Here is a 24,241-nt window from a genome sequence, read left to right as displayed (position 1 = left end):
ATTGACCTTCTGGGTGCCATCCTAAACAATCGTCCCAGTAATGTCACATTGATATTTATGCGGCGACCTGCCCTTCAGCGTGTGATCCAGTTCCGGTTTTAAACTTTCCGACATACGGTCATTCCGGTTGCCATCTTCCGACGCAGCTCACCAATTTGCTGTGATTCAAGACAAGAAGTTCTGGGAAATCTTTACCATGCGTTCGCACCTGTTCAAGGCTCTACCCTTCGCTCTCGCCGCGTCTTTCGTACAAGCACAATCCTTACCAGAAGCCATGCAGCAGGCGCTGGATGTCCATCCGGAAATCCAGGCAGGGGTCAACAGTCGGCTGGCCGCGGATTATCAATTAAAGGCTGCAAAAGGTGGATACCTGCCCAAGGTCGATCTGCTGGGCGGTTATGGTCGTGAAGGCACCGACAGCGTGACCACCCGCGCCAATGGTGGCGGCAATCACTGGGAAACCCTGAACCGCAGCGAGTCAAGTTTACGTCTGTCGCAAATGGTTTTTGACGGTTTTGCGACATCCAGCGAAGTCGGGCGTCAACAAGCCACCGTCAACTCCCGCGCGTATTCCCTGCTCGGCACTTCCGAACGCACCGCGCTGACCGTGGCCCAGGTTTATCTGGATGTGCTGACCCGTCGCGAATTCGTGCGTCTGGCCGAAGAAAACCTCAAAAGTCACCAACGCATCTACGACCAGATCCAGCTGCGCACCCAGCGCGGCGTCGGCAGCGGGGCCGACCTCGATCAGGCCGAAGCGCGTATGGCTCAGGCGCGCAACAACCTGATCACCGAGCAGACCAACCTCGCCGACTCGGAAACCAACTTCCTCAGCGCCGTCGGCCAGATGCCCGATCAGCTGGAGCGTCCGGCGCCGTTCATGGCGATGATGCCGGCCAACCTGAATGAAGCGCGCCAGCAGATGCTGGAAAACAGCCCGATCCTGCGTTCGGCCGAGTCCGACATCGCCGCGGCCGAGAAGCAATACGAGACTGCCAAGTCGACCTTCTACCCGCGCTTCGACGCCGAGCTGGGCCGCACTGCCGACAACGACCTCGACGGCCAGAACGGTCACAACAACGAATGGCAGGCCATGTTGCGCATGCGCTTCAACCTGTATTCGGGCGGCAGCAACAAGGCGGATCTGGAGTCCAAGTCCTACCTGTCGAACCAGGCGCTGGACATCCGCAACAACGCCTTGCGCCAATTGAATGAAGAACTGGGCCTGGCCTGGAACGCCCTGAACAACGCCAACGCCCAGGTGCCGATCGCTCAGCAGTACGTTGATCACAGCACTTCGGTGCGCACTGCTTACCAGCGCCAGTTCAGCCTCGGCGAACGGACTCTGCTGGATTTGCTCGACAGCGAAAACGAGCTGTTCACCGCTTCGCGGCGTCTGGCTGAAATCAAAAACATTCAGTTATTTACTCAGTATCGAATCAAGGCGACCATGGGCGAATTGCTCAAGAGCCAGGGAGTGGTCGCACCCTTGGCATCCGTTGTGCAGAACGACGTGAAGCCCAAGGTCCAGCTGCCTGGGATGAATTGAGTTGTCCCTTTTCAACTGCTAAAGAGTGTCGAGCGTGGAATCAGAAGTCAGTCGAGTTCATCTCAGTCATGATCCACGCGCGTTGCACGACGATCCGTTACTGGATGGTCTGCTCGCTCTTTGCATGCTCCACCAGAAACCTGCCAGCGCGGCGATGCTGACCACCGGCCTGCCGCTGCCCAAACAACGCCTGAGTGTCGAGCTGCTGCCCCGTGCAGCGGCGCGCGCCGGGCTGCAAGGGCGGGTGCTGCAGCGCAAGCTCGAAGAAATTCCGGCGATTGCCATGCCGGCGCTGTTGCTGCTCAAGGATGGCCGCAGTGCCGTCCTGCTCGGCTGGCAGGGCGAGAACGAAGCACGGGTGCTGCTCAGCGAAAGCGACGGCGGCGAATCCCTGGTCAGCCGCGAGCTGCTGGCCGACGACTACACCGGCAAAGTGTTCTTCGCCCAGCCCCAGCACAAATTCGATGTCAACCACGGCACGCTGATCCCGCGTGCACGCTCGTGGTTTCGCGACACCCTCAAGCGTTCGCGCTGGCTGTATGCCGACGCCATCGCCGCCAGTTTCCTGATCAACATCATCGCCATGGCCGCGCCGCTGTTCGTGATGAATGTCTACGACCGCGTGGTGCCGAACCAGGCCGAAGCGACCCTGTGGGTGCTCGCGCTGGGCATCACCGGCGCCTATCTGTTCGACCTGATTCTCAAGAGCCTGCGCAGCCTGTGCCTGGATCTGGCCGGCAAGAAAACCGACCTGATCATCTCCGCCACGCTGTTCGAACGCATCGTCGGCATGGCCATGAAATACCGCCCGGCGCGGGTCGGGAGCTTTGCCCAGAACATTCATGAGTTCCAGAGTCTGCGCGACTTCCTCGCCTCGCTGACCCTGACCAGCCTGATCGACCTGCCGTTCACCATCCTGATCTTCATTGTCATCGCGATTCTCGGCGGGCATCTGGTGTGGATTCCGGTGCTGGCCTTTCCGATTGCGCTGCTGATCGGCTACGCCTTGCAGAAGCCGCTGGTGGCAACCATGGAGCGCACCATGGCCCTCGGCGCCGAGCGTCAGTCGAGCCTGATCGAAACCCTCGCCGGCCTCGACGCGGTGAAGGTCAACAACGCCGAAAGCGAACGCCAATATCAGTGGGAGCAAACCATCGGCACCCTCAGCCGCCTCGAGCTGCGGGTGAAAATGCTCTCCGGTCTGGCGATGAACATCACTCTGCTGATCCAGCAACTGGCCGGGGTGATCATGATCGTCTTCGGCGTGTACCAGATCATCGCCGGCAACCTGAGCATGGGCGGCCTGATCGCCTGCTACATGCTCAGTGGCCGCGCCCTCAGCCCGCTGGCGTCGCTGTCCGGTCTGCTGACCCGTTACCAGCAGGCGCGGGTGACCATGACTTCGGTCGACCAGATGATGGAGCTGCCGCAAGAGCGCAATTTCGAAGAGCGCCCGCTGAGCCGCAAGGTGCTGCAAGGCGCGATCGAATGCCGCCAGCTCAGCTTCACCTACCCGGAACAACAGAACCCGGCGCTGAAGAACATCAACCTGGTGATCCGTCCCGGCGAGAAGATCGGCATCATCGGCCGCAGCGGCTCGGGCAAAAGTTCGCTGGCGAAATTGCTGGTCGGCCTCTATCAGCCGGACGACGGAGCGTTGCTGGTGGACGGCGTCGACATCCGCCAGATCGACGTCAGCGAGCTGCGCTACAACATCGGCTACGTGCCGCAGGACATCCAGCTGCTGGCCGGCACCCTGCGCGACAACCTGGTTTCCGGCGCTCGTTACGTCGAAGACGAACTTGTCCTGCAGGCCGCTGAACTGGCCGGCGTACACGAATTCGCCCGACTGCACCCGCAGGGTTATGAACTGCAAGTCGGCGAGCGCGGGCAGAACCTGTCCGGCGGTCAGCGCCAGAACGTCGCGCTGGCCCGGGCGCTGTTGCTCAATCCGCCGATTCTGTTGCTCGACGAACCGACCAGCGCCATGGACAACACCGGCGAAGAACGCCTCAAGCAACGCCTCGCGGCGGTGGTGGAAAACAAGACCGTGGTGCTGGTGACGCACCGGGCATCGCTGCTGTCGCTGGTCGATCGCCTGCTGGTGGTCGACCGTGGGCAGATTCTCGCCGATGGCCCGAAAGCGGCCGTGATGGAAGCGTTGAAGAAGGGGCAGATCAGTGTTGCTTAAGTCGGGTTTCAAGGATTCGATCCGCCGCTACTTCAAGGGCTCGGCATCGCTGCAGGGCCAGCCGCTGCCAGAGGTCAACAAGGCCTTGATCGAGGACGCGCCGCGCGTGGTGCGGCTGACGATCTGGGCGATCATCGGTTTCTTCGTGTTCCTGATGCTGTGGGCCAACTTCGCCGTCATCGACGAAGTGACCAAGGGCGACGGCAAGGCGATTCCCTCGTCGAAGATCCAGAAAATCCAGAACCTCGAGGGCGGGATCGTCTCCGAGCTGTTCGTCAAGGAAGGCCAGATCGTCGAAGCCGGCGCACCGTTGGTACGCCTGGATGACACGCGTTTCGCCTCCAACGTCGGTGAAACCGAGGCTGATCGCCTGTCGATGCTGCTGCGGGTCGAGCGCCTGAGCGCCGAGGTCGATGACCGGCCGCTGAATTTCCCCGAGGACGTGCTCAAAGCCGTGCCGGGTCAGGCCAAGAGCGAAGAGTCGTTGTACATCAGCCGTCGCCAGCAACTGCACGACGAGGTCGGTGGCCTGCAGGAGCAGTTGATTCAGCGCCAGCAGGAGCTGCGCGAGTTCACCTCGAAGCAGGCGCAATATCGCCAGCAACTGGGCCTGCAACGCCAGGAAATCAACATGTCCGAGCCGCTGGTGGCCCAGGGCGCGGTATCGCCGGTGGAAGTGCTGCGACTCAAGCGTGCCGAAGTGGAAACCCGTGGTCAGCTCGACGCCACCACCCTGGCGATCCCGCGCGCCGAATCGGCGATCAAGGAAGTACAGCGCAAGATCGACGAGACCCGCGGCAAATTCCGCAGCGAAGCCCTGACCCAGCTCAACGAGGCGCGCACCGACCTGAACAAGGCCCAGGCCACCGGCAAGGCGCTGGAAGACCGGGTCAGCCGGACGCTCGTCACCTCGCCGGTGCGGGGCATCGTTAACAAGATGCTGGTCAACACCATCGGCGGCGTGATCCAGCCGGGCAGCGACCTGTTGGAAATCGTGCCGCTGGACGACACCCTGCTGGTCGAAGCGAAGATCCGCCCGCAGGACATCGCGTTCCTGCATCCGGGCCAGGAGGCCACGGTGAAATTCACCGCGTATGACTACACCATCTACGGCGGTTTGAAGGCCAAGCTGGAGCAGATCGGCGCCGACACCATCACCGACGAAGACAAGAAAACCACCTATTACGTCATCAAGCTGCGCACCGAGCGCAGCCATCTCGGCACTGACGAGAAGCCGTTGCTGATCATCCCGGGGATGGTGGCGTCGGTGGATATCATCACCGGCAAGAAGACCGTGCTGAGCTATCTGCTCAAGCCGATCATCCGGGCGCGGGCCGAGGCGTTGCACGAACGCTAGATCTTGATTGGCCTTTCAGGCCTCTTCGCGGGCGAGTCGAATCGTCGCACCGCAGCTCCCACAGAGTTCTTTAATGAGCACACAATTGTGTTCAAACCGAGATCCCTGTGGGAGCTGGCTTGCCAGCGATGGCGTCAGCTCGAACACCACATCCCTGTCAGTAAGTGACACAAATGGTCACTCACCATCCAGTCCATTCCTAAGCATTCGCCATATCGTTATTCGTTAACAGTATTTAAATTCCGCTTCTTATAGCTATAAAGTCAGCCTCCTGCGTACCTGCCGACCAATCGGCGCGCCGCACGACACGAACCAACACGCAATCCAGCGTGAGTTTCTGATCGACGCGCGCGCCATCGAGCGCGCCGTGCGTGGGAGATTGATTGATGTCCGCAGCTACTGCTACCCCAAGCGCCGCGACTGCCGCGCCGCAAACCTTCGAAGTCCGCCCGTTCAGCGGTGCCGTCGGCGCCGAGATCATCGGCCTCGATCTGACCCGTCCGGTCAACGATGAAGACTTCGCCCGCATCCACCGCGCGCACCTCGATCACCACGTCGTGGTGTTCCGCGACCAGCGCATCACCCCGCAACAGCAGATCGACTTCAGCCGCCGCTTCGGCGTGTTGCAGATCCACGTGCTCAAGCAGTTCCTGCTGGCCAATCACCCGGAAATCCTCATCGTTTCCAACATCGTCGAAAACGGCCAGAACATCGGCCTCGGTGATGCCGGCAAATTCTGGCACTCGGACCTTTCCTATAAAGAACTGCCGAGCCTCGGCTCGATGCTGCACGCCCAGGAACTACCGTCCGAAGGCGGCGACACCCTGTTCGCCGACATGCACAAAGCCTGGGACAGCCTGCCCGACGCGCTGCGCAAAGCCGTTGAAGGCCGCTCGGCTGCGCATTCCTACACCGCGCGCTACAGCGAAACCAAATTCGAAGGCAACTGGCGCCCGACCCTGACCCCGGAGCAACTGGCCCAGGTCGCCGAGGTCGTGCACCCGGTGGTCCGCACCCATCCGGAAAACGGCCGCAAGGCGTTGTTCGTCAGCGAAGGCTTCACCACCCGCATCGTCGGTCTGCCGGAAGACGAGAGCAAACAGCTGCTCGAGGAGCTCTACGCCCACAGCGTGCTGCCGCAGAACATCTACCGCCATCAATGGCAGCCCCACGATCTGGTGTTCTGGGACAACCGCTCGCTGATCCACCTTGCCGCCGGTTGCCCTGCGCACCTGCGCCGCAAGTTGTATCGCACCACCATTCAGGGCGACGCGCCTTTCTGATTCGCCGGAGATCCGATCATGTCCAAACGTCTTCCATTCGCACCGCTGGCGGCGGCCATCGGCCTCGGTTTCAGCCTGATCGCCGGCAGCCTGGTGGCGCCGACTGTGGCCCACGCCGAAGGTGAAATCCGCATCGCCGAGCAGTTCGGCATTGTTTATCTGTTGCTCAACGTGGTGCGCGATCAGGGACTGATCGAGAAGTACGGCAAGCAGGAAGGCCTCGACATCAAGGTCGACTGGACCCAGCTGTCCGGCGGCGCGGCGGTCAACGATGCGCTGCTTTCCGGCTCCATCGACATTGCCGGCGCCGGTGTCGGGCCGTTGCTGACCATCTGGGATCGCACCCACGGCAAGCAGAACGTCAAAGCCGTGGCCTCGCTGGGCAACTTCCCGTACTACTTGGTCAGCAACAATCCCAAGGTCAAAACCATCGCCGACTTCACCGAGAAGGACCGCATCGCGGTGCCGGCGGTGGGCGTTTCCGTGCAGTCGCGCTTCCTGCAATACGCGGCGGCCAAACAGTGGGGCGACAAGGAATTCAATCGCCTCGACAAATACACCATCGCCGTTCCGCACCCGGACGCCACTGCTGCATTGATCGCCGGCGGCACCGAGCTGACCGGGCATTTCTCCAACCCGCCGTTCCAGGATCAGGCGCTGGAGAATCCGAACGTCCACGTCGTGCTTAATTCCTATGACGTACTCGGCCCGAACTCGCCGACCGTGCTGTTCGCCACCGAGAAATTCCGCAACGAGAACCCGAAAACCTACAAGGCGTTCGTCGAAGCGCTGACCGAAGCCGCGCAATTTGCGCAGAACGATAAAGGCGCGGCGGCGGACACTTACATCCGCGTGACCAAGGCCAAGATCGACCGTGCCGCGTTGCTGAAAATCATCGACAACCCGCAATTCGAATTCAGCGTCACGCCGAAAAACACCTACCCGCTCGCCGAATTCCTCTACCGCGTCGGCGCGATCAAGAACAAACCCGAATCGTGGAAGGACTACTTCTTCCAGGACGCCAAACCGTTGCAGGGGAGCTGATCGACATGAACGCCCCTTTGCAAGGCCACGCGGCCAGCAACCCGATCGCCACTGCGCAAGCGCTTTTGGCGGTCGATCAGGTCAGCCTCGAATACCGCACGCCGCAGCGCGTCGTGCGCGCCACCCACCAGGTCAGTTTCGAAGTCGATCAACAGGATCGCTTCGTGCTGCTCGGTCCTTCCGGCTGCGGTAAATCCACCTTGCTCAAAGCCGTCGCCGGGTTCATTGCACCGTGCGAGGGCGAGATCCGTCTGCAGGGCCAGCGGGTCGACGCGCCGGGGCCGGACCGGATCGTGGTGTTTCAGGAGTTCGATCAACTGCCACCGTGGAAAACCGTCAAACAGAACGTGATGTTTCCGCTGCTGGCTTCGCGCACGCTGAAGAAAAAGGAAGCTGAAGAGCGTGCGCTGCATTATCTGGAGAAAGTCGGTCTGGCGGCGTTCGCCGATGCCTACCCGCACACCTTGTCCGGCGGCATGAAAGCGCGGGTGGCGATTGCCCGGGCGCTGGCGATGCAGCCGAAAATCCTGCTGATGGACGAGCCGTTCGCCGCGCTGGATGCCCTGACCCGGCGCAAGATGCAGGAGGAATTGCTGCTGCTCTGGGAGGAGGTGCGGTTCACCTTGCTGTTCGTCACCCACTCGATTGAAGAAGCGCTGGTGGTGGGCAATCGGATCCTGCTGTTGTCGCCGCATCCGGGGCGGGTGAGGGCGGAAGTGCACAGTCATCAATACGATTTGCACAGCCTCGGCGGTGTAGCGTTTCAGGAATCGGCGCGGCGCATTCACCGGTTGCTGTTCGATGAAGGCCAGTCGCCGGAAACCGAGCGCGAACTGGATTTCACCGATATCCGCATCGCTTATTGAGCCGCCTGGAGAATTGCCCGATGAGCCATTCATCATCCGTACGTCAAGAATTCGAAAACGATCTGCAACCGCTGACCAGCGTCCCGGTGGAGCGCGAGCTGGCGCTGGGCCAACGCTTGTGGCAACAGGGCTGGTTGCGCAAAAGCGTGATTCTGATTTTGCTCGCCGTGCTCTGGGAGGTTGTGGCCCGGGTGCAGAACAACGACCTGCTGCTGCCGAGCTTCTTGCAGACCAGTCACGCGCTGTATGACGGCCTGCTCAGCGGCGAACTGCTGGGCAAGGTGTGGATCTCGCTGGTGGTGCTGATCAAGGGTTACCTGATCGGCATCGTCCTGGCCTTCGCCCTGACCACGCTGGCGGTTTCGACCCAGGTTGGTAGGGACTTGCTCAGCACCCTGACCTCGATGTTCAACCCGCTGCCGGCGATTGCCCTGTTGCCGCTGGCGTTGCTGTGGTTCGGCCTGGGCCAGAACAGCCTGATTTTCGTGCTGGTGCATTCGGTGCTGTGGGCGCTGGCGTTGAACACTTACGCCGGGTTTCTCGGCGTCTCGGAAACCCTGCGCATGGCCGGGCGCAACTACGGTTTGAAGGGCATGCGCTTCGTGCTGTTCATCCTGATTCCGGCGGCGCTGCCATCGATCCTCGCCGGGCTGAAAATCGGCTGGGCCTTCGCCTGGCGCACCCTGATCGCCGCCGAGCTGGTGTTCGGTGCCACCAGCGGTAAGGGTGGTTTGGGCTGGTACATCTTCCAGAACCGCAATGAGTTGTACACCGACAAGGTGTTTGCCGGTCTGGCGGTGGTGATCCTCATCGGTTTGCTGGTGGAGAACCTGGTGTTCGACACGCTGGAGCGGGTGACGGTGAAGCGCTGGGGGATGCAGCGCTGATTTTCTGATCTGCTAGCATTGCGTGCGAATCAATCCTGATCAGTCACGAGTGCTCAGCATGCAACTCCCGGACATGAACCTGTTGGTCGCCCTCGACGCTTTGCTCGACGAGGGCAGCGTGGTCGGCGCCGCGCGGCGGATGAACCTCAGTCCGGCGGCCATGAGCCGCACGCTGACGCGGATCCGCGAAGCCATTGGCGATCCGATTCTGGTGCGCGCCGGTCGCGGCCTGGTGCCGACGCCCAAGGCCCTGGAGCTGCGCGAGCAGGTGCGCGATGTGGTCGAGCAGGCGGCGTTGCTGTTTCGCTCGGCCGATGCCGTGGAGCTGGGCACGTTGCGCCGGCGCTTCAGCATTCGTGCCAACGATTTTTTCGTCGGGGTGTACGGCGGCAAGCTGTTCGACACCCTCGATCAACTGGCGCCGCACTGTGAGTTGCGTTTCGTCCCCGAGGGCGACGGCGACGATGAAGCCTTGCGCGAAGGCCGGATCGACCTGAGCGTGAGCAACACCCGCCCGGTAACGCCGGAAGTCAAAGTGCAGAACCTGTTTTCCACCCACTTTGTCGGTCTGGTGCGCGAGGATCATCCGCTGCTGGACGGCGAGATCACGGCCGAACGTTACGCCGGTTTTTCCCACATCAGCATGTCCCGCCGGGGCATCGCCCGTGGGCCCATCGACACCGCTTTGAATGCCTTGGGGCTGGAGCGGCGGGTGGCAGTGATTGCGCCGAGTTTCCACGCGGCGATGTTCGCCCTGCCGGACTCCGACCTGATTTTGCCGGTGCCCAAGGAAGCGCTGCTCAGCGTGCGGCGGCTGGGCTTGAAGCTGCGCTCGTTCGACCTGCCGATTCCGCTGCCGACCCTGATGCTGACCCAGGCCTGGCACCCGCGTTTCGACAAGGACCCGGCCCACCGCTGGCTGCGGGAAACCCTCAAGACCTGCTGCGACGAAACCTGGCTGGCGGCGCAGCCCTGACGATTGCGTCTGACGCACTTATAAGCTGCCAATAAGTCAATTTTCGTCAGCACCAAGCCCTACTAACATGCTCCGGTATTTTTCCCTCCGGAGTTTGCTTGCATGACATCCCTGACGGTCACGGCGCCGATCGCCGCAACCGCTCCGATGGCAGCCGCGCCACCGGTGTTCGGGGCGCGGATCATCATCGGTCTGGTCGGCGTGCTGCTGGCGGTGCTGGTGTCGGGTCTCAACGAGATGGTGACCAAGGTCGCCCTGGCCGACATTCGTGGCGCCCTGAGCATCGGCTACGACGAAGGCACCTGGCTGGTCGCCGGCTACACCGCGACCTCGGTGGCGGCCATGGCGTTCGCGCCGTGGTGCTCGGTGACCTTTTCCCTGCGTCGCTTCACCCTGTGCGCCATCGGCGTGTTCACCCTGCTTGGGGTGCTCTGTCCGTTCGCCCCGAACTACGAAAGCCTGTTGCTGATGCGCATCCTGCAAGGCCTGGCTGGCGGCGCGTTGCCGCCGATGCTGATGACCGTCGCGCTGCGATTCCTGCCGGCCAACATCAAGCTTTACGGTCTGGCCGGTTACGCCCTGACCGCGACGTTCGGCCCCGGTCTCGGCACGCCGCTGGCGGGGTTGTGGACCGAGTACGTCGGCTGGCAATGGACGTTCTGGCAAATCATCGTGCCGTGCCTGATTGCCATGGCGATGGTTGCCTGGGGCATTCCACAGGATCCGCTGCGTCTGGAGCGCCTCAAATCGTTCAACTGGAAAGGCCTGCTGCTGGGCTTTCCGGCGATCTGCATGCTGGTGATCGGCCTGTTGCAGGGCAATCGTCTGGACTGGTTCGAATCCAACCTGATCTGCGCTTTGCTCGGCGCCGGTTCGCTGTTGCTGGTGGCGTTTCTGATCAATGAATGGTCGCAGCCAATCCCGTTTTTCAAGTTGCAGATGCTCGGCATCCGCAACCTGTCGTTCGCGCTGATGACATTGGCCGGCGTGCTGGTGGTGCTGCTGGCGGTGGTGCTGATTCCATCGAGTTATCTGGCTCAGGTGCAGGGTTACCGGCCGGTACAGACCGCGCCGATCATGCTGATCGCGGCGTTGCCGCAGTTGATCGCGCTGCCGCTGGTGGCGGCGCTGTGCAACCTGCGCTGGGTCGATTGCCGCTGGGTGCTCGGCGTCGGTTTGAGCATGTTGACCCTGTCGTGCCTGGGCGGCTCGCAACTGACCTCGGAATGGATTCGCGACGATTTCTACGTCCTGCAATGGCTGCAGATTTTCGGCCAGCCGATGGCGGTGCTGCCGTTGTTGATGTTGTCGACCGGCAGCATCCAGCCCCAGGACGGGCCGTTCGCCTCGGCCTGGTTCAACACCGTGAAAGGCTTGGCGGCGGTGGTCGCCACCGGCGTGATCGAAGCGCTGACCACTTCGCGCCTGCATTTTCATTCGACGATGCTGGTCGATCGCCTCGGCAACTCACCGCTGGCCGCAAGCAATGACCCCGGCCTCGCCCATCGTCTGCACGAACAGGCGGTGGTGCTGACTTCCTCGGATCTTTATCTGTGCATGGCCGGCGTCGCGGTGGCGCTGATCCTGCTGATTTTCTGGCTGCCGACGCGGATCTTTCCGCCGCGCGCGCCGACCTGACTGAAACAGAAGGTTTTTATGACGACTCAAGCAAAGCAAAAACTCGCGGTGGCCGTAGCCGCTGCGCTGGCGGTTGGTGTGCTGGTGTATCTGGCGATGCCCGGCCTGTTCGGCAAACGCACCCAGCAGAACACCAACGATGCGTTCGTCTCTGCCGACTTCACCCTGGTGGTGCCGCGTGTGGCCGGATTCATCAAAGAGGTGCTGGTGGAAGACAACCAGCAGGTCAAGGCCGGGCAATTGCTGGCGCTGATCGATGACCGCGACCTGCGCGCCGCCGCCGAAGCCGCCGATGCGCAAACCCTGGTGGCCCGCGCTCAATTGCAGAACGCCAAGGCCACGCTGGAGCGCCAAACTTCGGTGATCGCTCAGGCGCAGGCGTCGGTGGTTTCGGCCAAGGCTGAAATGGCTTTCGCCCAGCAGGAATTGAACCGCTACAACCACTTGGCCGGCGTCGGTGCCGGCACCGTGCAGAACGCGCAGCAGGCGCGCACCCGGATTGATCAGGCTTCTGCCCGGCTGGACACGGCCACCGCGAAACTGGCGGCGGAACGTAAGCAGGTCGAGATTCTGACGGCGCAGCGCGATGCCGCCGAAGGCAGTTTGAAGCACGCTCAGGCCGCGCTGGAAATCGCCAGTTTCGAGCTGTCCTACACGCGCATCACCGCGCCCCAGGACGGCATGATCGGCGAGCGCGCCGTGCGGGTCGGCGCCTATGTGACGCCGGGCAGCAAACTGCTGGCGGTGGTGCCGCTGAAACAGGCCTATGTGGTCGCCAACTTCCAGGAAACCCAGCTCACCGACGTGCAGCCGGGGCAGGACGTGGTCGTGCGGGTCGACAGCCTCGGCGGCGAAGCCCTCACCGGCCGTGTCGAAAGCATCGCCCCGGCTACCGGCGTGACCTTCGCGGCGGTCAAACCGGACAACGCCACCGGCAACTTCACCAAAGTTGTGCAGCGGATTCCGGTGAAGGTCCTGCTGGATCCGGGCCAGCCGCTGGCCGAACGGCTGCGAGTGGGGATGTCGGTAGAGGCGAGCATCGACACCGAAAGTTCGGCCACCTCGGTGCGTGAGGTGACGCAGCGATGAAGCGCTTTCAGTCCATGACGGTTGTCCTGAGTCTGTCGGCGTTGGCGGCGTGCACCGTCGGCCCGGACTTCCAGAAACCCGAAACCACCCGGATTGCCGAGTGGGCCAAGCCGGCAAAAACCGCCGTCAGCCAGGCCGTCAGCGAACCGTTGAACGAGCGCTGGTGGGAAGTCTTTCACGACGCGCAGCTCTCGGCCCTGACCCAGCGCGCCTTGCGCAGCAACCTCGATCTGCAACTGGCCAGCAGCCGTCTGCAACAAAGCCGCGCGGCCCGTCAGGTGATCAGCGCCGACCGCTATCCGACGACCGCTACCACCGGCAGCTACGCCCGCAAACGCAACAGCGGCGAAGGCTTGAACGACCCGTCCGGGCACAACGGCGATTCCGCGTTCAACCTGTGGGATGCCGGTTTCTCCGCCTCCTGGGAACTGGATTTCTGGGGCCGTGTGCGCCGGGAAACCGAAGCGGCCGATGCCAATCTCGAAGTCGCGGAAAACGACCGTCGCGGTGTGCTGCTGGCGGTGCTCGCGGACACCGCGCAGAACTACATCCAGCTGCGTGGTGTGCAGAACACCCGCGCGGTCACCGAGCAGAACCTCGACGTGGCGCGGCACAGCCTGAAGCTCTCGCAACTGCGCCTCAACGATGGCGTGGCCACCGATCTCGACGTCGCCGAAGCCGCCGCGCAAGTGGCGGCCATCGAATCGCGCCTGCCGGCGCTGGAGCAACGTCAGGCGCAACTGATCAACGCCATCAGCCTGTTGATGGGCGAACCGCCACAGGCCTTGGCTCAAGAGTTATCCACAGACGCGCCGGTGCCGCAGTCGCCATTGACCGTCGCCATCGGCCTGCCGTCGCAACTGGCCGAACGCCGCCCGGACATTCGCCAGGCCGAAGCCCGGTTGCATGCCGCCACCGCCAACATCGGCGTGGCCAAGGGCGATTTCTATCCGCGCATCACCCTGTCCGGCAACCTCGGCTCGCAAGCCATGCAACTCAGCGATTTCGGTTCCTGGGGCTCTCGCGCCTTCGGCATCGGCCCGCAATTCAGCCTGCCGCTGTTCGACGGCGGCCGCTTGCGCGGCATGCTGCAACTGCGCGAAGCCCAGCAGCAGGAAGCGGCGATCGGTTATCAACAGACCGTCCTGCGCGCCTGGCACGAAATCGACGACCAACTGACCGCCTACAACGCCAGCCAGCGCCGCCGCGACAGCCTCGCCGAAGCCGTGCGCCAGAACCAGATCGCCCTACGCACTGCGCAACAGCAATACGTCGAAGGCGTGGTCGACTTCGTCAACGTCCTCACCGTGCAAGGCGCACTGCTCGCCACCCAGGAACAATGGGTGGAGAGCTCCACCGGCGTTTCACTGGCGATGGTCGGGCTGTACCGGGCGCTGGGTGGGGGATGGGAGTCGGTGTACCCAGACGAGAACCGGACCGCCGTGTTGCCGGATGTCGCGAAAGCGCCAGCCGGCGTCGACGATTCTGCTGTGGCTGACCTAAAGTGATGAGCAGGTTGGCGCGTCATACTCTCGTGGCGCAACGGCGCGGCAAGAGGAAACAATGGCGGTTAACAGAGTCACGCCAATGGGCGACACGCAAGATCCCTTTGCCGCACCCGGCTCCTGGTTCGGCAGTCTGCGCTGGGTGCGCTGGGTAAAACACCATTGGCTGTGGCCGATCCTCGCGCTGGCGGCGTTCGTGCGTTTTTATGACCTGACGGCGGCGGCGATCTGGGGCGATGAAGGGTCCAGTCTGCTGTTGGCGCGCTATCCGTTGAGCGAAATCTGGAAGCACGCAGCCTTCGATGTGCATCCGCCGCTGTACTTCATACTGCTGCATGGCTGGATCGAGCTGTTCGGTGACGGCATCTTCGCGATCCGCTGCCTGAGTGCGCTGGCCGGCATCGCGGCGGTCGGGTTGGGCGTCTGGCTGGTGGATCGCCTGGCCACACGCCGGGCCGCCTTCATCGCCGGTCTGTTGCTGGCGCTGCTGCCGACAGCGGTGCGCTACAGCCAGGAAGTGCGCATGTACGCGTTGCTCGGAGGACTGTTGCTCGCCGCGAGCCTGGCGCTGGTTTACTGGATCAGGCGCCCCCAGCGAAACCGCTATCTGGTGATTTACGCGTTGTTGATGAGCGCGGCCTTCTACACCCACTACTTCGCCGTTCTCGCGGTTCTGTGTCACTGGCTCTACCTGATCGCGATCCGCGTACAGCGCGGTTATCGATTCCGCCATATCCAGCGCTGGAACTGGTGGCTGGCGAACCTGGCCATCGTCGTGCTGTACCTGCCCTGGCTGCCCAATCTGCTCGACTTGATGCAGCACATGGAACAGCTCAGGGCCGGCGGCGATGTCGGCTGGGAGCCGGCCGTCACCTTGAGTTCGCTGCCGTCGATGATCTGGTCGTGGTTGATTCAGGACGATGGCGATACGTTACCGCTGCTGACGTTCGCAGCGTTGCCCCTGGCATTGCTGGCACTGGCGGCTGTCGCGGTGATGCGCGATCGCAGCGTGTCGCGCGGCAGTATGCTGTTGGCGCTGTACACCGGACTGCCGCTGCTGCTGGTATTTGCGGTGTCGTTCATCACGCCGGTCTTTGTCGAGCGCTATTTGACGGCGTACGCCCTGGGGTTGCCGATGCTGGCGGCGTTGGCCATTGACCGTTTGTACAGCCACGCACGGTTGCTCGCTTTGGCGGTGTTGGTCTCACTGATCGGCGTGGAACTGCTCGGCGTGAACAACAACGCCAACGTCGACAGCGATGATCAGTTCGACCGCGTGGTGAATTACGTCAATCAGCATTTCCTGCCGGGCGATCGTATCGTCACCAGCGACATGCTCTGGTACTTGAGCTACGTCTATTACGACCGCAGCGGTGCGCAGGTGCGCCTCTTTACTCCGCCGACAGCGGACGGCCGTTCGACACAACCGAATGAGTACGGCTTCGGCACACTGGTGAGCCGCGAGGTCTATCTGGACAGCCTCGCGCAATTGCCGGGGCATGGACGGGTCTGGCTGGTCGGGACGTTCGGCGCTGCGGAAGAATTCTCACCCTTACCCGCCACCTGGCAGCCCGGCGCCGAAATCCATGCCGGCGGCGCCAACGCACGCCTGTTCATCCCCCAGCCACCACTCGACTAAAGCCGCCCCTCATAGACGCCGCTGCCGACTGCGAGCTTTTGCCTCAGGATTTACCTGACAAATCTGCCATGCCCTTGAGCAGTTCGATCGGCAACGGAAAGACGATGGTCGAGCTCTTGTCGCCGGCAATCGAACTCAAGGTCTGCATGTAGCGCAGTTGCATGGCGCCGGGCTGGCGACCGAGCATTTCGGCGGCCTGCATGAGTTTTTCCGAGGCCTGCAATTCGCCTTCGGCGTGGATCACCTTGGCGCGCCGTTCCCGCTCGGCTTCGGCCTGCTTGGCGATGGCGCGCACCATCGATTCGTTGAGATCGACGTGCTTGATCTCGACATTGGCGACCTTGATTCCCCAGGCGTCGGTCTGGGCGTCTAGCACTTGCTGGATGTCGATGTTCAGGCGTTCGCGTTCGGCCAGCAGTTCGTCCAGCTCATGTTTGCCGAGCACCGCGCGCAGGGTGGTCTGGGCCAGTTGGCTGGTGGCCATGAGGAAGTCTTCGACCTGGATGATCGCTTTCTGCGGGTCGAGCACGCGGAAGTACAGCACCGCGTTGACCTTCACCGACACGTTGTCGCGGGTGATCACGTCCTGCGGCGGCACGTCGAGGACGATGGTGCGCAGATCGACCCGGACCATTTGCTGCACCACCGGAATCAGCAGGATCAGCCCCGGTCCTTTGACCTGCCAGAAGCGTCCGAGCTGGAACACCACGCCGCGTTCGTATTCGCGCAGGATGCGGAACGTCGAGCCGGCCAGGGCGATCAGCAACAGCAGCAGCGCGACAAAACCGATTTGCAGACCCATGATCACTCTCCGAGCGGTGCCGCGTCAGTCGCGGCCACTTGCAGCAACAGACCCTTGCGCCCGACCACCCGCACCGGTTGCCCGGTGTGCAGCGGTGTGGCGCTCAGCACCTGCCAGCGTTCTCCTTGTAACTGCACCCAGCCGTTGTGGCTGTCTTCCGGTTGCACCACCGTCACCGCCGTGACACTGCCGAGCAGGCCGGCATCGCCGCTGACCGGTTGGCGCGGTCGGGTTTTCAGGGCGCGGACCAGCAGCGCGATCAGCAACAGGGCGCTGACCAGGCCGAGGCCGATCATCATCGGTACCGGCAGTTCGGCGTTGCTCAGGATCAGCGCGCCGATCACAAACATGACGATGCCGCCGAGGCCGATCACCCCGTAGTTGGGCAGCGCGGCTTCGGCGATCAGAAACGCGATGCCCAGGGTGATCAGCCACAGACCGACCGGGCTGACAGCGGTAAACGGGGTGTCTGCCGCAACCACCGTTCCACTCAGCAGCACCAGGGCAAACGCACAGCAACGGATGTTCACGTGACCCTCCGCGAGAGTCAGGGCTTGTTCTTACAGTCTAGTTGAGGCTGTGGCTGGATGAATTTTGATCAATTCTCCCCGCCCCGCCAGTGGGCGGATTTCCCGGTGTGCGCGGCCGACGGGACTAGACTTTGAAGGACAGCCACAGCGTTTCATTACCGTCCGCCGCGCAGCGTCGGCGGGCACCGAGGTGCATCATGCGTATGGCCAAGAAAGTGCAGAGCAGCCTCAACCGGGCGCAATGCGAATATGACATCGTCACCCACCCGCACTCGTCCAGCAGCCTGGAAACGGCGCGGGTCTCCGGGATTGCCGCAGAACGGGTGGCCAAATCGGTGATCCTGGACGACCGTCACGGGCACTACCTGATGGCGGTGCTGCCCGCCAGCCGACACCTGGACTTGAGCAAGGTGCGCAGCAGCGGCGAATGGCAAATCACCCGCGAAAGCAATCTGGCGCACATTTTCGACGACTGCGAACGCGGCGCCGTACCGCCACTGGGCGATTCCTATGGCCTGGACATGGTCATCGACCCGCTGCTGACCCGGCAGAAAGACATCTACCTGGAAGCCGGCAACCACAACAACCTGCTGCACATGAGCATGCCCGAGTTCCTGAAAATGGTGCCGCATGCGCAGGTGCGGGAGTTGAGTCAGTAGCTTTTTTAGCGTCTGTGCCGACGCCAATCGCGAGCAAGCCCGCTCCCACAGGTTCTGCGCTAAACCTGTGGGAGCGGGCTTGCTCGCGAAAAATCTTTCACACCCTATAAATCTCGCAGGAGTTCCGACATGGAAAACCCGACGCACAGCCTCCCATCCCTGTTCAAGCAACTCGGCCTGGACAACGACCCGGTCAGCATCGACCAGTTCATCGCCACCCATTCCCCGCTCAAACCCGAACTGCACCTGTGCGACGCGTTTTTCTGGAGCGAGAGCCAGGCGGATTTCCTGCGGGACGAGATTCTCGATGATGCGGATTGGGCGGAGGTGGTGGATCAGTTGGATGTGATGTTGAGGAAGGGGCGGGCGGGGTAGTAGTCATCGCGGTAGCGGCCATAACCGAGCGGTATGAACCAGCGCCAGGATCCAGGCTGCGTCGTCTTCCAATTGGTATACGAGCCGATAGCTTTGATGTGGAATGACTTCTCGCGTGCCGGCAATGATACCGGCTGGGCCGATTTCCGGATTCTGGGAAATTCGGATAACCGCTTCGCTGAAGCGGTTATCCATATCTACAGCGGCTTTTGGGTTTACGGAGTGAAGATAATCCCAAATCTTTTCACGTTCCTTTGTGGCGGTTTTCGTCCAGATAATCTTCATTCTTGATTGTCTGCCCGCCTGCGCCTTGCGGCGAATTCTGCTTCTACTTCTTCATTCGACAAGCCATCACCGTCGCGTATAGCGGCTCGTGCGATATCTACTTTCCGCTGTAGAAACGCCTCGTACTCGCGAGCCTCGCGTTGAGTCTGGACAAAGTGGCGCATCATTTCCCGAACGATTTGCGAGGCAGGGCGATGCGTTGCTTCAGCTTCAGCCATGAATTGCTCACGCAACTCAGGCTCCAGCTTCATCGTAAAAACGGCTTGTTTTGACATGTGAAACTCCTTCAAATGAGGCTTGGTACTGAAAAGGTATATACATCGTAAGTTCCAAAAATGGAACCAAGTGAACGATCCAGCGACAAGTGGGCAAAGTTGTTTCAAAACTTGACTGAATTTCCCCGCCAATGCGATATTGATAGTTAGCAAACTAACAGTGTGTGCATTCCCTCGTGCCGAATAACCTCGACGCTCTCCAGATGAACATCAGCAGTGCCATGGTGGTGGCCGCCAGGCATTGGCGGAAGATCTGCCAGACCACGCTGGTCAACTATGGAATTTCCGAAGCCTGCGCCGTCCCGTTGTTGATGATCGGGCGGTTGGGCGAGGGTGTGCGCCAGGTGCAGGTGGCGCAGGCGGCGGGGATGGAGTCGCCGTCGCTGGTGCGCCTGCTCGATCAGTTGTGTCACGCCGGGTTTGTCTGCCGCACCGAAGATGCCCAGGACCGTCGCGCCAAATGCCTGAGCCTGACCGACACCGGTCGTGAGCTGGTGCAAGCGGTGGAGGCGCAACTGGTGCGTCTGCGTCATGAAGTGCTCGAAGGCATCGACCAGCGCGATCTGGAGGCTACGCTTCGAGTACTGAGAGCTTTTGAGGCGGCCACTCCGCCAACGGTGATCAATCCGTGAACGGGTTCTTTTCCGGCATGCCCCCGGCGCGGGACTGGTTCTACGGGGTCCGCACGTTTGCGGCTTCGATGACCGCGCTGTACATCGCCTTGCTCATGCAGATGCCGCGTCCGTACTGGGCGATGGCCACGGTGTACATCGTTTCCAGCCCTTTCCTCGGCCCGACCAGTTCCAAGGCGTTGTATCGGGCGATCGGCACGTTTCTCGGTGCGGCGGCGGCGGTGTTGTTCGTGCCGATGTTCGTTCAGAGCCCGTATGTGCTGGTGGTGGTCATCGCCTTGTGGACGGGGATTCTGCTGTTTCTGTCCCTGCATTTGCGCACCGCCAACAACTACGCGCTGATGCTGGCCGGCTACACCTTGCCGTTGATCGCCCTGCCGGTGGTGGATAACCCGCTGGCGGTGTGGGACGTGGCCGAGTCGCGGACCGAGGAAATCTTTCTCGGCATCGCCGTAGCGGCGGTGGTCGGCGCAATGTTCTGGCCACGACGCCTGGCGCCGGTGTTCAACGACGCCGTGGGCAAGTGGTTCGCCGACGCCACGACCTACAGCCTGAAATTCCTCAGCCGCGACGTGCAGCCCGAAGAGGTCGCAGCCCTGCGCATGGCGATGGTTGGCAGTTTCAACAGCCTGGAATTGATGATCGGCCAGTTGCCGCACGAAGGTGCGCGGCCGCAAACCGTACGCAACACCAAGGAACTGCGCGGCCGGATGATTCACCTGCTGCCGGTGATCGATGCCCTCGAAGATTCGCTTTACGCCCTCGAACGGCGCACGCCCGAGCTGGTGGAAAAGTTCTCACCACTGCTCACCGCGACTCGCGAATGGCTCGGCCACAAAGACGCCGATCTGGAACGCTGGCAAGCCCTGCGGGATCAACTCGAAGCGCTGCAACCGAGCGCCGAAGCCCTCGAAGATCGCAAACAGTTGCTGTTTTCCAACGCGCTGTACCGCCTCGGCGAATTCATCGATCTGTGGCAGGACTGCCGCAGTCTGCAGGACGCAATCCTGTGCGAGCGCCAGGACAGCTGGCGCGCGGTCTATCGTCACTGGCGCCTCGGTCGCCTGACGCCATTCATCGACCGCGGGCTGATGCTGTATTCGGTGGCCTCGACCATTCTGGCGATCATCGTTGCCTCGGTGTTGTGGATTCTGCTGGGCTGGACCGACGGCGGCAGCGCGGTGATTCTGGCGGCGGTGTCGTGCAGCTTCTTCGCCTCGATGGACGACCCGGCGCCGCAGATTTACCGGTTCTTTTTCTGGACCGGAATGTCGGTGCTGTTTGCCAGTCTGTACCTGTTTCTGGTGCTGCCGAACCTGCATGACTTTCCGATGCTGGTGCTAGCGTTCGCGGTGCCGTTCATCTGTGTCGGCACCCTGACGGTGCAGCCACGCTTCTACCTCGGCATGCTGCTGACGCTGGTCAACACCTCGTCGTTCATCAGCATTTCCGGTGCTTACGACGCGGACTTCTTTGCCTTCGTCAATTCCAACCTGGCGGGCCCGATTGGGTTGTTGTTCGCGTTTATCTGGACCCTGATCGCCCGGCCGTTCGGCGCCGAACTGGCGGCCAAGCGCCTGACCCGTTTCAGCTGGAAAGACATCGTCAGCATGACCGAGCCGGCCAACCTCGCCGAACACCGGCAACTGGGTGTGCAATTGCTCGACCGTCTGATGCAGCACCTGCCGCGTCTGGCGTTGACCGGGCAGGACACCGGCATCGCCATGCGCGAAGTGCGCGTGGGGCTGAACCTGCTCGACCTGCTCGCCTATACGCCGCGGGTGACGGGTGCGCCGAACGCGTTGCTCAAGCAAGTGGTGGCAGAGGTCGGCGAGTATTTCCGGGCCTGTCTCAAGGCCGGCGAACGCCTGCCGGCACCAAGCGCTTTGCTGATGACCATGGATCGCACCCGCCGTGCGCTCAACGGCCACGGCGATGAAGAAACCCGGCTCAACCTGTTGCACGCCTTGAGCGGTTTGCGCCTGGCGCTGTTGCCCGGCGTGGAATTCGTTTCCAACGCAGAGCCCGAAGAACCGCTGCCCGAAGGAGCGCCCCTATGATCGGTGATCTGGATATCAGCGGCATTTTCCTGCCGACCCTGCTGGTGTTGATGGGCATCACTTATGTGCTGTTTGTTTTGGTACACGGCGTGCTCACACGCCTGCATTTCTACCGTCTGGTCTGGCACCGGGCATTGTTCAACGTGGCTCTCTACGCCGTGATGCTGTACGGCGTGGACTCACTCAGTCGATACCTGATGACATGAAAAAACCGTTTCTGACCCTCGGTCGCGTCGTCCTGACGCTGCTGATCGTGACTTTCGCCGTCGTCGTGGTCTGGCGCATGGTGATGTATTACATGTTCGCGCCCTGGACCCGCGACGGCCACATTCGCGCCGACATCGTGCAGATCGCCCCGGACGTGTCCGGGCTGATCCAGCAGGTCGAAGTGAAGGACAACCAGTTGGTGAAGCGCGGCCAGGTGCTGTTCAGCATCGACCAGGACCGTTTCAAACTGGCATTGCGTCAATCCAAGGCGGCGGTCGCTGATCGCGAAGAAACCCTCGCTCAGGCGCAGCGTGAAGCCAAGCGTAACCGTGGTCTGGGCAATCTGGTGCCAGCCGAACAGCTGGAAGAAAGCCTGTCGAAAGTGGCCCGCGCGCAATCGGCCCTGGCCGAAGCGCTGGTGGCGGTGGACAGCGCTCAGCTCAACCTTGATCGCTCGGTGATCCGCAGCCCGGTGGACGGCTACGTCAACGACCGTGCGCCACGCTCGCAGGAATTCGTCACCGCCGGGCGTCCGGTGTTGTCGGTGGTCGACAGCAATTCGTTCCACATCGACGGCTATTTCGAAGAGACCAAACTCGACGGCATCCACATCGGGCAGTCGGTGGATATCCGCGTGATCGGCGACCGCGCCCGCCTGCGCGGACATGTCGAAAGCATCGTCGCCGGTATCGAAGACCGCGACCGTTCGAGCGGCAGCAACCTCCTGCCCAACGTCAATCCGGCGTTCAGCTGGGTGCGTCTGGCGCAACGTATCCCGGTGCGCATTGCCTTCGACGATGTGCCGGATGACTTCCGCATGATCGCCGGGCGTACCGCGACCGTGTCGATCATCGACGATCAACCGCAGGAGCCCGCCAAATGAGCAGGGCTCTGATGATCGCCGGTTTGGGCATGATGCTGTCGGCCTGCTCGATGGTCGGGCCGGACTACCACGTGCCCGAAGACGCGGCGATCCAGCGCAAGGATTTCCAGGGCGACCTGGCGGTGGCCGGCAAACCGGTGGTGTCGGCCCCGGTGCCGGCGGACTGGTGGCGGCTGTACCAGGATCCGCGTCTGGATCAACTGGTGCAGCAGGCCATGGCGTCCAACACCGATCTGCGGGTGGCGGCGGCGAACCTGTCGCGGGCCCGTGCGCAGGTCGATGAAGCCGAAGCGGCCGGTGGCTGGAGCGGCGGCGTGAAGATGGGTGCGCAACGCTTGCAGGAATCCGGCGAGGCGTTCCTGCTGCCGGAGAAAGTGCCGGTGGCCAACATCGGCGATATCGGTATCAGTGCGTCCTATCAGTTCGACCTGTGGGGCACCCTGCAACGCGGGATCGAAGCGGCGAAGGCCAACGCCGACGCGACCCAGGCCGCGGCCGATACCGCGCGCATCACTCTGGTCGCCGACGTGGTGCGGGCCTACACCCAGGTCTGCGCGGCGAACGAGGAACGGGAAATCGCCCAGCATTCCCTCGACCTGCAATCCCAGAGCACCACCCTGATCCAGCGCCTGCGCGATGCCGGGCGTGGCGACGAAACCCAGGTCACCCGTTCGCAGACCCAATTCAAATCCCTGCGCGCCGACATGCCGCGTTATGAGGCGGCGCGGCAGGCCGGGTTGTTCCGGCTGTCGATGCTGCTGGCCAAGCCTGTCGATCAATTGCCGGCCGGCACCGCGACCTGTGCCGAGCTGCCGAAAATCGCCCAACTGGTGCCAGTCGGTGACGGCGCCGCGCTGCTCAAGCGTCGGCCGGACATCCGCCAGGCCGAGCGGCGTCTGGCGGCCGCGACCGCCGGGATCGGCATCGCCACCGGCGAGCTGTACCCGGACATCAGTTTCGGCGCGACAATCGGCACCGTCGGCATTCTCGACAACCTGGGCAAACCGTCCACCAACCGCTGGGGCTTCGGCCCGTCGCTGAGCTGGAGTGTGCCGACCAACGGCGCCCGGGCCCGCATCCGTGAAGCCGAAGCCACGACCCAGGGCGCGCTGGCGCATTTCGACGGCGTGGTGCTCAACGCCATCCGCGAAACCCAGACAGGTCTGTCCCAGTACTCCGCGCTGCTGCAACGCCGCGATGCACTGGCCGATGCCGAGCAGTCGGCGAAACTGGCGGCGGACCAGACACACCGCTTCTTCCAGGCCGGCCGCGAGTCGTTCCTCGCCGACCTGCAGGCCACCCGCACCTACACCGATGTCACCGCGCAACTGGCCGCCGCCAACACCCAGGTTGCCATGAGCCAGATCGATTTGTTCCTCGCCCTGGGCGGAGGTTGGGAAAGCGGACGAACGCAAGCCTCGAGCGCCAGCAAACCCTGAGGCCGTTGCTATGCTTTGAAGTATTGAAAGGGCGCCCCGAACCAGGCGCCTTTTCAGTGCACATCGCTAG

At 62.4% G+C, this 24,241-nt stretch carries 23 protein-coding genes; 19 read left to right on the top strand and 4 right to left on the bottom strand.

The features are described 5' to 3' along the window. The first annotated feature begins 196 nt into the window (after positions 1-196). The 12 genes from L6D74_RS09605 to L6D74_RS09550 all read left to right on the top strand — a co-directional run bounded on the left by L6D74_RS09605 (position 197) and on the right by L6D74_RS09550 (position 16,024). Entirely contained in the window at positions 197-1,549 is a 1,353-nt protein-coding gene (locus L6D74_RS09605; protein ID WP_011331849.1) for a TolC family outer membrane protein, read from the top strand. A 34-nt stretch (positions 1,550-1,583) separates the two neighbouring features. Beyond that, positions 1,584-3,740, top strand: a complete 2,157-nt coding sequence (locus tag L6D74_RS09600) for a type I secretion system permease/ATPase (protein WP_064592577.1) — start codon at positions 1,584-1,586, stop codon at positions 3,738-3,740. Next, complete coding sequence (locus L6D74_RS09595) at positions 3,730-5,097, top strand: HlyD family type I secretion periplasmic adaptor subunit (RefSeq protein WP_011331851.1); 1,368 nt, start codon at positions 3,730-3,732, stop codon at positions 5,095-5,097. The genes L6D74_RS09600 and L6D74_RS09595 overlap by 11 nt, the downstream gene beginning before the upstream one ends. Positions 5,098-5,483: 386 nt before the next feature. Continuing rightward, positions 5,484-6,380 (top strand): TauD/TfdA dioxygenase family protein, encoded by an 897-nt coding sequence (locus L6D74_RS09590; protein WP_236188865.1) that lies wholly within the window; start codon positions 5,484-5,486, stop codon positions 6,378-6,380. Positions 6,381-6,398: 18 nt separating this feature from the next. Beyond that, the gene (locus L6D74_RS09585; protein ID WP_007957722.1) at positions 6,399-7,424 is read left to right on the top strand and encodes an ABC transporter substrate-binding protein; all 1,026 of its coding nucleotides are present in this window, start codon (positions 6,399-6,401) and stop codon (positions 7,422-7,424) included. A 5-nt stretch (positions 7,425-7,429) separates the two neighbouring features. Continuing rightward, positions 7,430-8,290 carry an ABC transporter ATP-binding protein gene (locus tag L6D74_RS09580; protein ID WP_007957720.1) on the top strand — a complete coding sequence of 287 codons (861 nt, stop codon included), beginning with the start codon at positions 7,430-7,432 and terminating at the stop codon, positions 8,288-8,290. 20 nt (positions 8,291-8,310) lie between these two features. Continuing rightward, positions 8,311-9,177 (top strand): ABC transporter permease, encoded by an 867-nt coding sequence (locus L6D74_RS09575; RefSeq protein ID WP_064592581.1) that lies wholly within the window; start codon positions 8,311-8,313, stop codon positions 9,175-9,177. 58 nt (positions 9,178-9,235) lie between these two features. Further along, complete coding sequence (locus L6D74_RS09570; protein ID WP_011331856.1) at positions 9,236-10,153, top strand: LysR family transcriptional regulator; 918 nt, start codon at positions 9,236-9,238, stop codon at positions 10,151-10,153. A gap of 102 nt (positions 10,154-10,255) precedes the next feature. After that, the gene (locus L6D74_RS09565; RefSeq protein ID WP_236188863.1) at positions 10,256-11,791 is read left to right on the top strand and encodes an MFS transporter; all 1,536 of its coding nucleotides are present in this window, start codon (positions 10,256-10,258) and stop codon (positions 11,789-11,791) included. An 18-nt stretch (positions 11,792-11,809) separates the two neighbouring features. Further along, positions 11,810-12,880 (top strand): HlyD family secretion protein, encoded by a 1,071-nt coding sequence (locus L6D74_RS09560; protein WP_085613328.1) that lies wholly within the window; start codon positions 11,810-11,812, stop codon positions 12,878-12,880. Next, positions 12,877-14,388, top strand: coding sequence for an efflux transporter outer membrane subunit (locus tag L6D74_RS09555; RefSeq protein WP_236188862.1), 1,512 nt, complete (start codon positions 12,877-12,879; stop codon positions 14,386-14,388). Before L6D74_RS09560 ends, L6D74_RS09555 begins: the two co-directional genes overlap by 4 nt. Before the next feature lie 55 nt (positions 14,389-14,443). Next, a complete protein-coding gene (locus L6D74_RS09550; protein ID WP_236188861.1) occupies positions 14,444-16,024 on the top strand; it encodes a glycosyltransferase family 39 protein in 1,581 nt (526 codons plus the stop codon). 43 nt (positions 16,025-16,067) lie between these two features. Here the strand turns inward: L6D74_RS09550 and L6D74_RS09545 are convergent, their stop codons facing one another. Further along, positions 16,068-16,826, bottom strand: coding sequence for a slipin family protein (locus L6D74_RS09545; RefSeq protein ID WP_039773021.1), 759 nt, complete (start codon positions 16,824-16,826; stop codon positions 16,068-16,070). Positions 16,827-16,828: 2 nt separating this feature from the next. Next, entirely contained in the window at positions 16,829-17,356 is a 528-nt protein-coding gene (locus L6D74_RS09540) for an NfeD family protein (protein WP_236188860.1), read from the bottom strand. 197 nt (positions 17,357-17,553) lie between these two features. Here L6D74_RS09540 and L6D74_RS09535 point away from each other — a divergent pair, with 197 nt between their 5' ends. Both L6D74_RS09535 and L6D74_RS09530 read left to right on the top strand, forming a co-directional pair. Beyond that, positions 17,554-18,015 carry an aminoacyl-tRNA deacylase gene (locus L6D74_RS09535; protein WP_007957669.1) on the top strand — a complete coding sequence of 154 codons (462 nt, stop codon included), beginning with the start codon at positions 17,554-17,556 and terminating at the stop codon, positions 18,013-18,015. 129 nt (positions 18,016-18,144) lie between these two features. Further along, positions 18,145-18,390 (top strand): DUF2789 domain-containing protein, encoded by a 246-nt coding sequence (locus tag L6D74_RS09530; protein ID WP_236188859.1) that lies wholly within the window; start codon positions 18,145-18,147, stop codon positions 18,388-18,390. 3 nt (positions 18,391-18,393) lie between these two features. On the opposite strand, the gene L6D74_RS09525 is transcribed toward L6D74_RS09530, so the two are convergent. Then, complete coding sequence (locus tag L6D74_RS09525) at positions 18,394-18,675, bottom strand: type II toxin-antitoxin system RelE/ParE family toxin (RefSeq protein ID WP_236188858.1); 282 nt, start codon at positions 18,673-18,675, stop codon at positions 18,394-18,396. Next, the gene (locus tag L6D74_RS09520; protein WP_007957667.1) at positions 18,672-18,950 is read right to left on the bottom strand and encodes a hypothetical protein; all 279 of its coding nucleotides are present in this window, start codon (positions 18,948-18,950) and stop codon (positions 18,672-18,674) included. The genes L6D74_RS09525 and L6D74_RS09520 overlap by 4 nt, the downstream gene beginning before the upstream one ends. A gap of 203 nt (positions 18,951-19,153) precedes the next feature. On the opposite strand from L6D74_RS09520, the gene L6D74_RS09515 reads away from it, so the two are divergent. The 5 genes from L6D74_RS09515 to L6D74_RS09495 are packed head-to-tail and all read left to right on the top strand — an operon-like array spanning position 19,154 to position 24,171. After that, positions 19,154-19,582, top strand: coding sequence for a MarR family winged helix-turn-helix transcriptional regulator (locus tag L6D74_RS09515; RefSeq protein ID WP_011331882.1), 429 nt, complete (start codon positions 19,154-19,156; stop codon positions 19,580-19,582). Continuing rightward, positions 19,579-21,642 (top strand): FUSC family protein, encoded by a 2,064-nt coding sequence (locus L6D74_RS09510; protein WP_236188857.1) that lies wholly within the window; start codon positions 19,579-19,581, stop codon positions 21,640-21,642. The genes L6D74_RS09515 and L6D74_RS09510 overlap by 4 nt, the downstream gene beginning before the upstream one ends. Next, positions 21,639-21,848: a DUF1656 domain-containing protein gene (locus L6D74_RS09505; RefSeq protein WP_007957657.1), complete on the top strand. Its 210-nt coding sequence runs from the start codon at positions 21,639-21,641 to the stop codon at positions 21,846-21,848. The genes L6D74_RS09510 and L6D74_RS09505 overlap by 4 nt, the downstream gene beginning before the upstream one ends. Beyond that, positions 21,845-22,732 carry an efflux RND transporter periplasmic adaptor subunit gene (locus tag L6D74_RS09500; RefSeq protein WP_236188855.1) on the top strand — a complete coding sequence of 296 codons (888 nt, stop codon included), beginning with the start codon at positions 21,845-21,847 and terminating at the stop codon, positions 22,730-22,732. The genes L6D74_RS09505 and L6D74_RS09500 overlap by 4 nt, the downstream gene beginning before the upstream one ends. Next, positions 22,729-24,171 (top strand): efflux transporter outer membrane subunit, encoded by a 1,443-nt coding sequence (locus L6D74_RS09495; RefSeq protein WP_064382679.1) that lies wholly within the window; start codon positions 22,729-22,731, stop codon positions 24,169-24,171. The genes L6D74_RS09500 and L6D74_RS09495 overlap by 4 nt, the downstream gene beginning before the upstream one ends. Positions 24,172-24,241 lie beyond the last annotated feature (70 nt).

The organism is Pseudomonas pharyngis (genome assembly GCF_021602345.1).
Classification (GTDB): Bacteria; Pseudomonadota; Gammaproteobacteria; order Pseudomonadales; family Pseudomonadaceae; genus Aquipseudomonas; species Aquipseudomonas pharyngis.
The sequence above is the reverse complement of the archived record's forward strand: the minus strand, read 5'-3'. Positions and strand labels throughout refer to the sequence as shown.

What these genes read in the sequence shown, in the direction of transcription:
- L6D74_RS09605 (WP_011331849.1), top strand. Translation starts at nt 197, where the DNA reads ATGCGTTCGCACCTGTTCAAGGCTCTACCCTTCGCTCTCGCCGCGTCT.
- L6D74_RS09590 (WP_236188865.1), top strand. Translation starts at nt 5,484, where the DNA reads ATGTCCGCAGCTACTGCTACCCCAAGCGCCGCGACTGCCGCGCCGCAA.
- L6D74_RS09585 (WP_007957722.1), top strand. Translation starts at nt 6,399, where the DNA reads ATGTCCAAACGTCTTCCATTCGCACCGCTGGCGGCGGCCATCGGCCTC.
- L6D74_RS09580 (WP_007957720.1), top strand. Translation starts at nt 7,430, where the DNA reads ATGAACGCCCCTTTGCAAGGCCACGCGGCCAGCAACCCGATCGCCACT.
- L6D74_RS09575 (WP_064592581.1), top strand. Translation starts at nt 8,311, where the DNA reads ATGAGCCATTCATCATCCGTACGTCAAGAATTCGAAAACGATCTGCAA.
- L6D74_RS09570 (WP_011331856.1), top strand. Translation starts at nt 9,236, where the DNA reads ATGCAACTCCCGGACATGAACCTGTTGGTCGCCCTCGACGCTTTGCTC.
- L6D74_RS09565 (WP_236188863.1), top strand. Translation starts at nt 10,256, where the DNA reads ATGACATCCCTGACGGTCACGGCGCCGATCGCCGCAACCGCTCCGATG.
- L6D74_RS09560 (WP_085613328.1), top strand. Translation starts at nt 11,810, where the DNA reads ATGACGACTCAAGCAAAGCAAAAACTCGCGGTGGCCGTAGCCGCTGCG.
- L6D74_RS09555 (WP_236188862.1), top strand. Translation starts at nt 12,877, where the DNA reads ATGAAGCGCTTTCAGTCCATGACGGTTGTCCTGAGTCTGTCGGCGTTG.
- L6D74_RS09550 (WP_236188861.1), top strand. Translation starts at nt 14,444, where the DNA reads ATGGCGGTTAACAGAGTCACGCCAATGGGCGACACGCAAGATCCCTTT.
- L6D74_RS09545 (WP_039773021.1), bottom strand. Translation starts at nt 16,826, where the DNA reads ATGGGTCTGCAAATCGGTTTTGTCGCGCTGCTGCTGTTGCTGATCGCC.
- L6D74_RS09535 (WP_007957669.1), top strand. Translation starts at nt 17,554, where the DNA reads ATGCGTATGGCCAAGAAAGTGCAGAGCAGCCTCAACCGGGCGCAATGC.
- L6D74_RS09530 (WP_236188859.1), top strand. Translation starts at nt 18,145, where the DNA reads ATGGAAAACCCGACGCACAGCCTCCCATCCCTGTTCAAGCAACTCGGC.
- L6D74_RS09525 (WP_236188858.1), bottom strand. Translation starts at nt 18,675, where the DNA reads ATGAAGATTATCTGGACGAAAACCGCCACAAAGGAACGTGAAAAGATT.
- L6D74_RS09520 (WP_007957667.1), bottom strand. Translation starts at nt 18,950, where the DNA reads ATGTCAAAACAAGCCGTTTTTACGATGAAGCTGGAGCCTGAGTTGCGT.
- L6D74_RS09515 (WP_011331882.1), top strand. Translation starts at nt 19,154, where the DNA reads ATGAACATCAGCAGTGCCATGGTGGTGGCCGCCAGGCATTGGCGGAAG.
- L6D74_RS09505 (WP_007957657.1), top strand. Translation starts at nt 21,639, where the DNA reads ATGATCGGTGATCTGGATATCAGCGGCATTTTCCTGCCGACCCTGCTG.
- L6D74_RS09500 (WP_236188855.1), top strand. Translation starts at nt 21,845, where the DNA reads ATGAAAAAACCGTTTCTGACCCTCGGTCGCGTCGTCCTGACGCTGCTG.
- L6D74_RS09495 (WP_064382679.1), top strand. Translation starts at nt 22,729, where the DNA reads ATGAGCAGGGCTCTGATGATCGCCGGTTTGGGCATGATGCTGTCGGCC.